This is a genomic window from Actinoplanes sp. NBC_00393 (assembly GCF_036053395.1).
Lineage (GTDB): Bacteria > Actinomycetota > Actinomycetes > Mycobacteriales > Micromonosporaceae > Actinoplanes.
Genome location: NZ_CP107942.1, coordinates 11,340,926 through 11,353,353, shown reverse-complemented (window position 1 = coordinate 11,353,353; position 12,428 = coordinate 11,340,926). Strand labels below are relative to the sequence as shown.

The window sequence follows — 12,428 nt, the reverse complement described above, 5'->3', positions numbered from 1 at the left end:
CCGGCGCCGGTTCGTAGCCTCGGATCGTCGATCCCCCTCTACGGTCGCAGCCTGGGATCGAGAGGCCGTGGATGCCCTCGCGGACGGAACGCACGCTGGAGTCACCACCGAGCGAAACGAGGGACCACGCCATGGCACGCAGCCGACCGGACATCACCGTGCCCGATCTGTCGGGGAAGATCGCCGTCGTCACCGGAGCCAGCGACGGGGTCGGGCTGGGCCTGGCGGGCCGTCTCGCCGCGGCCGGCGCCGAGGTCGTCATGCCCGTCCGCAACCAGCGCAAGGGCGAGGCGGCGATCGCGCGGATCAAGCAGCAGCATCCGGGGGCCACGCTGTCGCTGCGGCACCTCGACCTGTCGTCGCTGGCCTCGGTCGCCGCGCTCGGTGCGACCCTGCGCGCGGAGAACCGGCCGATCCACATCCTGATCAACAACGCCGGGGTGATGACCCCGCCGGACCGGCAGAGGACCGCGGACGGGTTCGAGCTGCAGTTCGGCAGCAACCACCTGGGACACTTCGCCCTGGTCGCCGAGCTGCTGCCGCTGCTGCGAGCGGGACGGGCGCGGGTGACGTCGCAGATCAGCGTCGCCGCCAACGAGAACGCCATCAACTGGGACGACCTGAACTGGGAAAGGTCGTACAGCGGGCGTCGCGCGTACAGTCAATCGAAGATCGCTTTTGGTCTTTTCGGTCTGGAACTGGATCGGCGTAGCCGAGCCGGTGGCTGGGGCATCACCAGCAACCTCGCGCATCCCGGTGTCGCTCCGACGAATCTGCTGGCCGCGCGGCCCGAAGTGGGCCGGGCGAAGGACACCGCCGGCGTCCGTCTCATCCGCGTGCTGTCCCGGCTGGGCATCCTGCTCGGTACGGTCGAGACGGCCCTGCTGCCGGCCCTGCTCGCCGCCACCTCGCCGGATGCCCGGGGCGGCCGCCTCTACGGTCCCAGCGGGCTCGGGCATCTGTCCGGCGCCCCGGCTGAGCAGGAGATCTACTCCCGGCTTCGCAGCCACGACGACGCCCGCCGCGTCTGGGAGATCTCGGAGGAGCTGACCGGCGCCTCACTGTCCGTGGGAATCAATTGACCGCAGTGAATGCTTTTTGAACGCTGGGGGCATGCCCACTTCACCTTCCGCAACGCCCGGCAGACGGTTGCTGGCGGTCGTCACCGGCGCGGCCGCCCTGACCCTGGCCGGTCTGCTCGCCGTCACCGATGCGCACGGCAGCACCGCGCCGGCGCCGAGCACACCCGCGCCGTCCGCGTCGGCGCAGCGCCCGTCGGCGCCCACCGGATTCACCGCGACCACGGTCCGGGCCAACTCCGTGACCTTCACCTGGACGGCGTCGCAGCCCGGCTGCTGCCCGGTCACCGGCTACGACATCACCTGGAACGAGGCCTTCGACGACATCTACCGGGCCACCCCGGCCGGCAGCGGGACCACGTTCACCCTGACCGGGCTGCGGGCGGCGGCCCAGTACACCTTCCGGGTGCACGCGACCGACAGCAGCGGGCAGAGTTCGCTCTCGTCCGCACCGGTGACCGTGGTGACCCCGCTCTCCGACAGCGGCGCCGACACCGTCCCGCCGCAGGCGCCGGCCGGGCTCACCGTCACCGGCGAGTCTGCGACCGAGGCGTCGCTCAGCTGGTCGCCGTCGACCGACAACACTGCCGTGACCGGCTACAACGTGTACTGGTACGACGGCTGGTTCAGCTCGCGCCTGGTCGCCACGGTGAGCGGCACGTCGTACACCGCGGCGCTGACCGCCACCCGCAACGTCTTCTACGTCCGGGCCCGCGACGCCGCCGGCAACGTGTCGATCGCCTCGAACACGGTGACCGTCAACTCGACGGGCCCGACGAGCCCTCCGCCGTCGAGCAGCCCGCCGCCGCCCCCGCCGGCCTGCCGGGTGACCTACGAGAACACCTCCCAGTGGGATCGCGGGTTCGTGGCGGCGCTGACGATCACCAACACCGGGAAGGTCCCGCTGGACGGGTGGACCCTCGGCTTCACCTTCGACGGCGACCAGAAGATCACCTCGGCTTGGAACGCCACGTACGCCCAGGACGGGCCCGCGGTCACCCTGCGCAACGCGCACTGGAACGGCTCGCTCGCACCGGGCGCCGTCCGCACCGCCGGCCTGCTCGGCACGTGGACGACCGCCGCCCCGGCGCCGACCGCGTTCACCCTGAACGGCGTGCCCTGCGCCGCCGGCTGAGGCCGGGAACGACAGCAGCCCGGCGCCGATGGCGCCGGGCTGCCCCGAGCCGGTGTGCGGGTCGCCTAACGGCGAGTGGCGCGACGCGGCTCCAGCCGAACGGTATTCCGCGAAGGCAATGGGTGAGGCCCTGGGACACTGGCCACACCGGCACTTGTTGTCAACCGGCCGGCGCCGCCGAACAATCCCGCGGCGGCCGTGACGGCCCTCACCCCGCGCCCGACCTTGTGGATCACCGTGGCAGCCGGGGACGGTGGTAATGTGCGCCGATGTCGGTTTTCGACCAAGTAGCGGCTGCACGGACCCCTCTGCACCGTCCCCCACAAACGGACACATCACAGGACCATGACGCAGGACGCCGCCCCGCGCACGGGCTCTGTATTCTCTCCCGCCATGCCGATCAATAAGCCGCCCGGCGAGACGACGGTGCGGATCCCCCGTCCGCAGACCGGGAGCCGGATGGCCTTCCTGGACGGTCTGCGCCTGATCGCCGCGCTCGTGGTGGTGCTGTACCACTACACCGCCTTCACCGGCGTCAAGGACGCGTGGGGCGTGCCGTCAGCGACGTACGCCTTCCCCGAGCTCAGCGGGCTGACCTCCTACGGCTGGCTCGGCGTCGAGCTGTTCTTCCTGATCAGCGGCTTCGTCATCTGCATGAGCGCGTGGGGGCGCAGCACCGGCGCGTTCGGCCGGTCGCGGATCGTGCGGCTGTTCCCGGCGTACTGGGCGGCCGTGCTGATCACCGCCGTGGTCACCACGATCTGGTCGGCGCCCCGGTCGCTGCAGGCCAACTGGAGCGACGTCCTGGTCAACCTGACCATGGTGCATCAGCCGCTGGGCGCGCCGCACGTGGACGGCGTCTACTGGACGCTCTGGGCCGAGGCGCGGTTCTACCTGCTGTTCGCGTTCATGGTGTGGTGGGGTCTGACCGCCCGCCGGGTGATGGTCTTCGGGTACGCCTGGCTGATCATCTCGGTGTACTCGGTCGGGGCGAAGATGCCGATCCTCACCACGATCTTCATGCCGGACTACGCGCCGTTCTTCGTCGGCGGCATCGCGTTCTTCCTGATCCACAAGTTCGGCTCGGACCTGAAGTTCTGGGGTCTGGTCGGCTTCTCCTGGCTGATCGCCCAGCACAACACGTACGAGATGGTCGCGCGGGTCAGCAAGACGCTGCCCCAGCCGATCCGCTCGGGCGTCGGCGTCGCGCTGATCACCCTGTTCTACCTGCTGATGGCCGGTGTCGCGCTGGGCTGGTTCAAGCGGATCAACTGGCGCTGGCTGACCACCGCCGGGCTGCTCACCTACCCGCTGTACCTGCTGCACGAGAAGATCGGCTGGGTGCTGATCTACCAACTGAAGGACATGCGCCCGCGCTGGCTGGTGCTGGGCATCGTGGTGGCGATCATGCTGATCGCCTCCTACCTGCTGCACAAGGTGGTGGAGAAGCCGCTGGCCCGGATCCTGAAGGCCAAGCTGGCGCCGCCGACACCGGACTCGGATCGCACCGAGGCCACCGTCCCGCAGCAGCCGCCGTCGTCGTCGCGGCCCACGCCGGCGCCGCCGCAGGAACATCTGGTCCGTACCTAACCCAAATGCACCCGCCACGTCCCCCAGGTGACGGCAGCGCGCGGCCGATGAGCAGGGTGCCGCGGTGAGCGGCGCTCTGAGGCCGCAACCGGGGGACGTGGGATGGGACTGGATCGTCGCGCCGTCATGCGCAAGGCGCTGCTGGCGGGAGGCGGTGTGGCCTGCGGCGCGATGGGCATGAGCGGGGCGCCCGGCCTCTTCGGCTGGGACCGGCCGCCGCTCGGCGGCGGCTACGCGGCCGCCGCCGACGCGCCCGAGGTGCTGCGCTCCCCCGCGACCTCGATCCACTACTACGCGGACACCAGCGAGCCGGTGGTGGCGTTCAGCTTCGACGACGGGCCGGGCCCGCAGTGGACGCCGATGGTGCTGGACGCCCTGGACCAGGCCCGGGTGCCGGCCACGTTCTTCATGGTCGGCGAGAACCTTCAGGCGCACGCCGATCTGGTACGCCACCGGATGAGCCGCCACGAGATCGGCAACCACTCGTGGTCCCACGACGACCTGGCGACGCTCGACCGCTCCGGGGTGGAACGCGAGCTCGGCCGCACCCACGAGGTGATCGAGCGCGTCTTCGGCCGCACGCCGACGCTGCTGCGCCCGCCGTACGGGCATCTGGGCGGTTCCACCGTGCTGGCCGCGAACGCCTTCGGCTACGACATCGCGCTCTGGTCGCATCAGATGCGGGAACGCCACTTCGAGGACGACCCGGACGGGCAGGTCCGCGACATCGTCGACAACGTGCGGCCCGGCTCGATCGTGCTGGCCCACGACATCGGCAAGGCGCACCGCCTGGTCGCGTTGCGCCGGCTCGGCGCCATGTTCGCCGGGTTGAAGGCCCGCGGCTTCCGTTTCGTCACCGTCTCGGAGCTGATCGGCACCGTGGCGAGGCCGCTACTGCCGGTATAGAACCGACGCCTGTTGCGGGCGCCGACAATATTTGCTGGTAGACAAGTACCCGTGCTTGAGGATTACTTCGCCATCGCCGCGGATCCGGCGCGCGCTGACGACGACGGCGTGGTGACGTCGCGGGTGCGCCTCTCCGGCGAGTTCGACATCGACTCCCGCGAGGAGCTGCGCGACGCGCTGCTCGAAGTCATCACCGCCGGCGAGTGCGCCCGGCTGCTCGTCGACCTGGATCAGGTGCGGTTCATCGACTCCGAGGCGCTCAGCGCCCTGATCGAGAGTTACCTGGCCGCCGAGAGCGCCGGCATCGCCTTCCAGCTCGTCGGGGCGCATGGCATAGTCAAACAGGTGATCACCGTGGCCGGGCTGGAGCACCTCTTCGGCGGGACCGGGGCCCCGTGACGGTCACCGAGACCGACCGGGCGCACCTGCGCCGCTGCGTCGACCTGGCCCGCGAGGCGCTCGACGACGGCGACGAGCCGTTCGGATCGGTGCTGGTCTCCGCCGACGGCACGGTCCTCTTCGAGGACCGCAACCGGGTCAAGGACGGCGATGAGACCCGGCACCCCGAGTTCGAGATCGCCCGCTGGGCAGCCAACCATCTGGGTACGGCCGAACGCGCGGCCGCCACGGTCTACACCTCCGGCGAGCACTGCCCGATGTGCGCCGCCGCCCACGGCTGGGTCGGTCTCGGCCGCGTCGTCTACGCGGTGTCCAGCAGCCAGTTGACCACCTGGCTCGCCGAGTGGGGTGTGCCGCCCGGCCCGGTCGCTGCACTGCCGATCACCGCGGTGGTCCCCGGCGCGATCGTCGACGGCCCGGTCCCGGAGTTCGAGCCGGAGGTCAAAGCCCTGCATCGCCGTCGATTCCCGGATTGACGAGGATCTTGGCGTGCCGGCCGGCCTCGCCGAGCCGGTCGAACGCGTCGGCCACGCCCGCCAGCCCGACCACCCCGGTCAGCAGCGGCCGCGGGTCGATCCGCCCGCGCGCGACCATGTGCAGCGTCTCGCGGAACTCCGCCGGGTCGTAGCAGAACGAGAACCGCAGGTCGACCTCCTTGTTGCTGGCCATCGTCGGGCGGAACGTGTCCGGCTCCATGCAGACGCCGACCACCACGACGCGGGACCGGAACGGCGCGTGCGTCACGATGTCCTCGATCACGCCGGGCAGCCCGACGCACTCGAAGACGACCGCGCCGCGCGGCCCGGCGCCGAAGCGCTCCCCGGCCCGCATCACCGACCACCACGGGAGGCCGGGCACCTTCTGCAGCGCGTTCAGCGCGTCGATGCCGGCGCTGTACAGGGCGGTCGCCGTCCGGACGTGGCCGTGGCCCTCCCCCAGCGCGTCCCACGGCGACCCGGCAGCCGGGTCGACGACCACATCGGCGCCGCAGGCGCGGGCCAGCTCCCGGCGCGCCTCCGTGAAGTCGCTGGCCACGACCCGGCGTACCCCGGCTGCTTTGAGCATCAGGATGATCGCAAGCCCGATCGGCCCGCAGCCGATCACCACGGCGACGTCGCCCTTGGCGACGGCGCCGCGGCGTACCGCATGGTGGGCCACCGCGAGCGGCTCGGTGAGAGCCGCCAGGTCGGGATCCAGCCCGGCCGGCACCGGCATCGTCGCGGCCTCCGCGACCAGCATGAATTCGGCGTACGCGCCGCCCGCGTGCTCGGACAGGCCGATCATGTGGATGTCGTCGCCGTGTTTGATGAGCGGCAGCGAGACGACCGCCTGGCCCGGCTTCCACCTCCTGCGGCAGCCCGGCCCGTAGGCGTCGACGACGCCGGTGAACTCGTGTCCCATGACCACGCTGTGCGAGCGCCGCATGAAGTCCGGATAGCCGACCTCGGCGGCGACGTCCGCGCTGGCCTCGGCGGCGTGCCGGACGTGCAGGTCGGAGCCGCAGATCCCGGCGCGGGTCACCCGCAGGCGCACCTGGCCGGGCCCGGGTTCCGGCAGCGGCAGGTCGGTGACCTTGAGGTCGCCGTCGTGGACGATCACGGCTTTCATGCGCGGGCCTCCTGACGTACGCGGCTCCACTGCAGACCCTCGTCGAGTCTCGCCCGGTTGGTGGCCCAGGTGTCGTGCAGGACGTTCTGCCGGAACGCCCACGGATACCGCTGGGTGGTGCGCGGCATCTGGTCAGCGGCGCGGGCCAGGTAGCCGGACTGCATGTCCATGAACGGCCCGGTCGGCCCGAGGTCGTCCGGCGCGACCGGCACCACGCTGTCGTTGCCGGTGTCGAGTAGTCGGCGCAGCACCCGGGCGATGAACCGGGCGGTCACGTCCGCGCGTACGGTCCACGACAGGTTGATGTAGCCGATGCAGACCGCGAGGTTGGGCAGCCCGCTGAGCATCGTCCCGTGATAGGCGCAGGCCTGCGCGACGTCCACCGCGCGGCCGTCGACGCTGAGCGCGACCCCGCCGAGCAGCTTGAGCCGCAGCCCGGTCGCGGTGACCACCAGGTCCGCCTCGATCACCTCGCCGGACTGCAGGCGAACACCTTCGGGCACGAACCGGTCGATGTGCCCGGTGACGACCGAGGCGTCCCCGGCGCGGATGGCCCGGTAGAGGTCGCCGTCGGGTGCGATGCACAGCCGCTGCTCCCACGGCCGGTACGGCGGCCGGAAGTGCCGGTCGACGATCTCGGCGGAACCGACCTCGGCGACCGCGCCCTTGCGCAGCAGCGCCCGCATCTGCTCCGGGAAGCGGCGGCACGCCTGCACCAGCGCCCACTGGACGGTGGTGTTCTTGGCCCGGGTGAGCCGGTGCACCGTACCCGGCGAAAGGAACCGGCTGAGGCGGCGCGCGACCGCGTCGTACCGTGGCTGGGCGAGCACGTAGCTGGGCGTACGCTGCAGCATCGTCACGTGCGCGGCGTCGCCGGCCATGGCCGGCACGACGGTGACCGCGGTCGCGCCGGAGCCGATGACGACCACGCGCTTGTCCCGGTGATCGAGGTGCTCGGGCCAGAACTGCGGGTGCACGACGGTTCCGGCGAAGTCCTCGAGGCCGGTGAACCCGGGGTCGTACGGGTTCTCGTAGTCGTAGTAGCCGCTGCCGAACACGACGAACCGGGCGACGTAGCCGACCTCCTCGCCGTCGCGCCGGGCCCGCACGTGCCATCGCGCGTCGGCGCCGGACCAGTCCGCCGACTCGATCCGCGTGCCGTACTCGATGTGCTTGTCGATGCCGGAGACCCGCGCGGTCTCCTCGACGTAGGCGAGCAGCTCGCCGCCGTCGACGATCGACTGCTCACCGGTCCACGGCCGGAACGGGAACGCCAGCGTGTAGATGTCCGAGTCGGACCGCACGCCCGGATAGCGGAACAGGTCCCACGTGCCGCCGAGCCGGTCGCGGGCCTCGGCGATCGTGTAGCTCAGTTCCGGGCAGCGCTCGGCGATCCGGTAGGCGACGTCGATGCCGGAGATCCCGGCGCCGATGATGAGCACGTCGATGTGCGACTCCGTCATGGCGTGATCGTGCCCGTGTCATCTCCCGGAAACTTGACTCAGCCCGACAATCCGGCGCCGGGCGCCGTACGCAGCGCGGCGGGACACCCCACCAGCGGTGGCAGGCGCGGCTGAAGGTGGCCTGTTCGGCGAACCCGATCCGGGCGGAGACGTCGTGGAACGGCAGGCGGGTCTCGGTCAGGTAGCGCCGCGCGCGGTCGCGGCGCACGTTGTCGACGATGTGGGCGTACGTCGTGCCGTGCTCGGCGAGGCGCCGCTGCAGCGTGCGCGGATGCATCACCAGGCGATGCGCCACGGCGTCCATCGGGACCGGGCCGGGCAGCGACTCGTCCACGGCGGCCCGGATCCGGCCGACCACGTGGTCCGGTTCGGGGAGCAGCGTACGCAGCACAGCCTCGGCCTTCACCCGCTGCGTCTCCTGTGCCCCCGCCACCGGACGGGCGAGCAGGCCGGCCGGTACGCGCAGCAGCGACTCGGGCGTGCCGAAGGTGACCGGCGCCCCGAAGTGCCGGTGGTAACAGCCGGGGTTCGCAGCCGGCCGGTACGCCAGGTGCACGCCGAGCAGCCCGTAGTCGTCGCCCAGCAGCAGGCACAACGCGCGGTGCAGGAACCCGATGCCGGCGTCCAGGGCCTGCACCGGCGGCTTGCCGGTGTGGTTCCCGCGGTAGCGCAGCGCGACCACACCGGGTTCGCCGAGCGGGTCGCCGGTGAGGTCGACGTGCAGGGCGTCGGCGTGCACGGCCAGATAGCGTTCGGCGGCGGCGAGCGCGTCGGCGCCGGTCGCGGAGTTGGCCAGCATGCCGGCGAGCGGGCCGAGGGTGTCCAGGTCGTGCCGGGCGGCCATCCGCAGCCCCAGATCCGCGCAGTCCAGGTCGCGGGCGGCCCGCTCGAGCAGGGTGGCGAGCCGCCAGTCGGCGATCGGGACGTCGTCGTGGTCGAGGACCGCGACGTCCAGGCCGGCGGCGTGCACGAACGGGGACGGGTCCGCCCCGAGCCCGTGGACGACCTGCGCGAAGCTGCGGATCCCCGCCGCACGGATCGTCGCCATGGCAGCAGTCTCGGCATCGCGCCGCGGCACGTCAACGGCGGCCGCTCACCACGGCTGGTTCCTGGCCCTTTAATGCTTTGGAAACATTGACCGCCATGCAGGTGACAGTTAGCCTCTCGATCGAGAGAGCGCTCTCACGCATCCCCCGAATCCCCCGGAGGCTCTTGTCCATGCATCCCAACCGCCGCAGGCGCGCCCGATGGGTCGGTCTGGCCGCCACCACCGTGGTCGCGGTCAGCTCGGGCATTCTGGCCGTCGCGTTCTCCGGTAGCGCCAGCGCTGCCACGATCGGCGCCGGCAGCTACACCGAGACCCTCCCGGCCGGCGCCAAGCTGCCGACGGGCTGCGGATCGGTGTCGACCAACCCGCGCGAGAACGTCACCGCGAACGCGCCCAAGGGCGCCGTGCCGACCAACGACTGGTGGTCGTCGCTGCTGTTCAAGAAGGGCGACGAGTGCAACTTCTCGCAGCCGCTCTACGGGCACCCGGCGGCGTACAAGCCGGTCGCGAGCGGCCTCGGGTTCTCGTACGAGCAGACGCCGGCGATCAGCGGCAGCCCCACCGGCTTGGGTGAGTACCACTACCCGTACGCGCAGAAGGTGGTCGCCGGGGTCGCGGGGCTGAACGCTCCGAAGGCTTTCGTGGACAACTGGACGGACTGGACGGTCACTCCTTCCTGGAGCGACGGCGCCCGCACGCTGAAGGCCACCATCGGCCACGGCCTGCCGCTCACCTACTTCCAGGCCACCGGCGGCGACGCGCTGCTCTCCGTGACCGGTCCGCCGACCACCTGGTCCAACAGCGGCAACCGGCTCGGCTTCTCGATCGCCGGGCAGGACTACGTGGCGTGGGCGCCGGCCGGGGCGACCTGGAGCGCGAGCGGCAACACCTACCGTTCCACCCTCGCCGGCAAGGGCTACTTCACCGTCGCCGTCCTGCCGACCACCACGGCCAACAGCACCGCGGACAAGGTCGCCATCGCCGACGCCTGGAACCAGTACGCGCACAACCACGTCACCGGCACCCGGGTCTCGTACTCCTACAACCAGGCGACGGGCACGGTCAGCACGACCTACGGCTTCACCACCACAGCCCGGGAAGGTAACGGCACGGGTACGGTCATCGCGCTCTACCCGCACCAGTGGCGCTACCTCACCGGATCGACCCCGGCGGCGCAGACCTACGTCTCCCCGCGCGGCCGGATGAAGATCGTCACCGGGACGCAGTTCCAGACCTCGATGAAGTACACCGGGGTGCTGCCGGAGATCCCCGCGGTCGCCGACAACAGCGGCGCCGACCTGACGACGATCACCAACTACCTCAACGCCGAGCTGAACAACCCGGCCGACTTCCGCGGTGACGACACGTACTGGACCGGCAAGGGCCTCGGCCGGGCCGCCCGGATCGCGGAGATCGCCGACCAGCTGAATCTGACGGCGGTGCGGGACAAGGCGCTCAGCGTCATCAAGACCCGGATCACCGACTGGTTCACCGCCTCGGCCGGCAAGACCTCACGGGTCTTCTACTACGACAAGAACTGGGGCACGCTCATCGGCTACCCCGCGTCGTACGCCTCCGACGAGGACCTCAACGACCACCACTTCCACTACGGCTACTACGTGGCAGCGGCCGCGACGCTCGCCAAGTTCGACCCGTCCTGGGCGTCGAGCAGCCAGTACGGCGGCATGGTCGACCTGCTGATCCGCGACGCCAACAACTACGACCGCAACGACACCCGGTTCCCGTACCTGCGTGACTTCGACATCTACGCCGGCCACGACTGGGCGTCCGGGCACGGCGCGTTCGGCGCGGGCAACAACCAGGAGTCGTCGTCGGAGGGCCAGAACTTCTCCAACGCCCTCATCCAGTGGGGCCAGGCCACCGGCAACACCACTGTGCGCGACGCCGGCATCTGGCTGCACACCACCCAGGCCGCGGCGATCAACGAGTACTGGTTCGACGTCACCGGCGAGAACTTCCCGTCGCAGTGGGGACACAACTACGCGGCCATCGTGTGGGGTTCGGGCGGCGCGTACGCCACTTGGTTCAGCGGCGAGCACGCCCTGGTCGTCGGCATCAACATGCTGCCGATGACCGGCGGCCAGCTCTACCTGGGCGACTACCCGGCGTCGGTGCGCAACACGTATGCCGAACTGGTCCGCAACAACGGCGGTGAACCGCAGCAGTGGCGCGACATGCACTGGCAGTTCCTCGCCCTCGGCGACGGTGACTCAGCGCTGTCGAAGTTCCGGGCCAGCGGCGGCAACTACACGTCCGAGGAGGGCGAGAGCAAGGCGCACACGTTCCACTGGATCCGCAACCTCGCGGCGCTGGGCACGATCGACAAGACGGTCACGGCGAACCACCCGCTCGCCAAGGTGTTCACCAAGAACGGCGTCAGGACGTACGTCGCCTCGAACATCACCAACAGCACCCTGAGCGTGACCTTCTCCGACGGCCGGAACCTCAGCGTCGCGCCGGGCAAGACCGCCACCACCGGCGGTCTCACCTGGAGCGGCGGCAACGCCAACGGCGGCGGAGTGGTCAGCCCGCCGCCTTCGCCCTCGCCGTCGCCGTCGTCGCCGTCACCCTCCCCGTCGACGCCGGGGTGCACCACCGGTCCGCTGCTCTCCCAGGGCCGGCCGGCCACCGCGTCCTCCAACGAGGGCGTCGACTACCCGGCGAGCAATGCGGTCGACGGCAACGCGGCCACCCGCTGGTCGAGCGCCTTCGCCGACCCGCAGTGGCTGCAGGTCGACCTCGGCTCCACCCAGGCGCTGACCCGGGCGGAGTTGACCTGGGAGGCCGCGTTCGGTCGGGCGTACACCATCCAGACCTCGACGAACGGCACCACCTGGACCACCGCCGCCACCGTGACCGCCGGCGACGGCGGGACCGACACCCTGACGCTGTCGGGCAACGCCCGCTACGTCCGGATGAACGGCACCGCACGCGGCACGGCGTACGGCTACTCGCTCTTCGAGTTCAAGGTGTACGGCGCGTGCGGCACCACGACCGCCCCGCCCACCACCACCCCGCCGGCCGGCACGGCATGGGCTGTCAACACGGCGTACACCGTCGGCACGGTCGTGACCTACAACGGGGCGCGCTACCAGTGCCGCCAGGCGCACACGTCGATCACCGGCTGGGAGCCGCCCAACGTGCTCTCGCTGTGGCTGCCGCTGTAAGTACAGAACCGC

At 70.9% G+C, this 12,428-nt stretch carries 9 protein-coding genes and 1 pseudogene; 7 read left to right on the top strand and 3 right to left on the bottom strand.

Annotated features, from left to right (window positions below; all coding sequences use genetic code 11):
• Positions 1-131: 131 nt before the first annotated feature.
• The 6 genes from OHA21_RS52310 (at position 132) to OHA21_RS52285 (ending at position 5,585) form a co-directional block, all read left to right on the top strand.
• A complete protein-coding gene (locus OHA21_RS52310; RefSeq protein ID WP_328468642.1) occupies positions 132-1,082 on the top strand; it encodes an SDR family oxidoreductase in 951 nt (316 codons plus the stop codon).
• Positions 1,083-1,113: 31 nt separating this feature from the next.
• The gene (locus OHA21_RS52305) at positions 1,114-2,214 is read left to right on the top strand and encodes a cellulose binding domain-containing protein (RefSeq protein ID WP_328468640.1); all 1,101 of its coding nucleotides are present in this window, start codon (positions 1,114-1,116) and stop codon (positions 2,212-2,214) included.
• A 393-nt stretch (positions 2,215-2,607) separates the two neighbouring features.
• Positions 2,608-3,804: an acyltransferase family protein gene (locus OHA21_RS52300; RefSeq protein WP_328468638.1), complete on the top strand. Its 1,197-nt coding sequence runs from the start codon at positions 2,608-2,610 to the stop codon at positions 3,802-3,804.
• Between the two features lie 102 nt (positions 3,805-3,906).
• Positions 3,907-4,710: a polysaccharide deacetylase family protein gene (locus OHA21_RS52295; protein ID WP_328468636.1), complete on the top strand. Its 804-nt coding sequence runs from the start codon at positions 3,907-3,909 to the stop codon at positions 4,708-4,710.
• A 51-nt stretch (positions 4,711-4,761) separates the two neighbouring features.
• Positions 4,762-5,109: an STAS domain-containing protein gene (locus OHA21_RS52290; RefSeq protein ID WP_328468634.1), complete on the top strand. Its 348-nt coding sequence runs from the start codon at positions 4,762-4,764 to the stop codon at positions 5,107-5,109.
• Positions 5,106-5,585: a nucleoside deaminase gene (locus OHA21_RS52285; RefSeq protein WP_328468632.1), complete on the top strand. Its 480-nt coding sequence runs from the start codon at positions 5,106-5,108 to the stop codon at positions 5,583-5,585. Before OHA21_RS52290 ends, OHA21_RS52285 begins: the two co-directional genes overlap by 4 nt.
• On the opposite strand, the gene OHA21_RS52280 is transcribed toward OHA21_RS52285, so the two are convergent.
• The 3 genes and pseudogenes from OHA21_RS52280 to OHA21_RS52270 form a co-directional block, all read right to left on the bottom strand.
• The gene (locus OHA21_RS52280; RefSeq protein ID WP_328468630.1) at positions 5,551-6,717 is read right to left on the bottom strand and encodes a zinc-binding dehydrogenase; all 1,167 of its coding nucleotides are present in this window, start codon (positions 6,715-6,717) and stop codon (positions 5,551-5,553) included. The genes OHA21_RS52285 and OHA21_RS52280 overlap by 35 nt on opposite strands.
• Positions 6,714-8,180: a flavin-containing monooxygenase gene (locus OHA21_RS52275; RefSeq protein WP_328468628.1), complete on the bottom strand. Its 1,467-nt coding sequence runs from the start codon at positions 8,178-8,180 to the stop codon at positions 6,714-6,716. Before OHA21_RS52275 ends, OHA21_RS52280 begins: the two co-directional genes overlap by 4 nt.
• A 73-nt stretch (positions 8,181-8,253) precedes the next feature.
• Positions 8,254-9,228 (bottom strand): annotated as a pseudogene (locus tag OHA21_RS52270) (AraC family transcriptional regulator ligand-binding domain-containing protein); the annotation flags it as partial.
• 170 nt (positions 9,229-9,398) lie between these two features.
• On the opposite strand from OHA21_RS52270, the gene OHA21_RS52265 reads away from it, so the two are divergent.
• Positions 9,399-12,416 carry a glycosyl hydrolase gene (locus OHA21_RS52265; RefSeq protein ID WP_328468626.1) on the top strand — a complete coding sequence of 1,006 codons (3,018 nt, stop codon included), beginning with the start codon at positions 9,399-9,401 and terminating at the stop codon, positions 12,414-12,416.
• Positions 12,417-12,428: the final 12 nt, after the last annotated feature.

Bases quoted from the DNA above. Each gene is read 5' to 3' on its own strand.
- OHA21_RS52310 (WP_328468642.1), top strand. From the start codon at position 132: ATGGCACGCAGCCGACCGGACATCACCGTGCCCGATCTGTCGGGGAAG.
- OHA21_RS52280 (WP_328468630.1), bottom strand. From the start codon at position 6,717: ATGAAAGCCGTGATCGTCCACGACGGCGACCTCAAGGTCACCGACCTG.
- OHA21_RS52305 (WP_328468640.1), top strand. From the start codon at position 1,114: ATGCCCACTTCACCTTCCGCAACGCCCGGCAGACGGTTGCTGGCGGTC.
- OHA21_RS52300 (WP_328468638.1), top strand. From the start codon at position 2,608: ATGCCGATCAATAAGCCGCCCGGCGAGACGACGGTGCGGATCCCCCGT.
- OHA21_RS52295 (WP_328468636.1), top strand. From the start codon at position 3,907: ATGGGACTGGATCGTCGCGCCGTCATGCGCAAGGCGCTGCTGGCGGGA.
- OHA21_RS52265 (WP_328468626.1), top strand. From the start codon at position 9,399: ATGCATCCCAACCGCCGCAGGCGCGCCCGATGGGTCGGTCTGGCCGCC.
- OHA21_RS52275 (WP_328468628.1), bottom strand. From the start codon at position 8,180: ATGACGGAGTCGCACATCGACGTGCTCATCATCGGCGCCGGGATCTCC.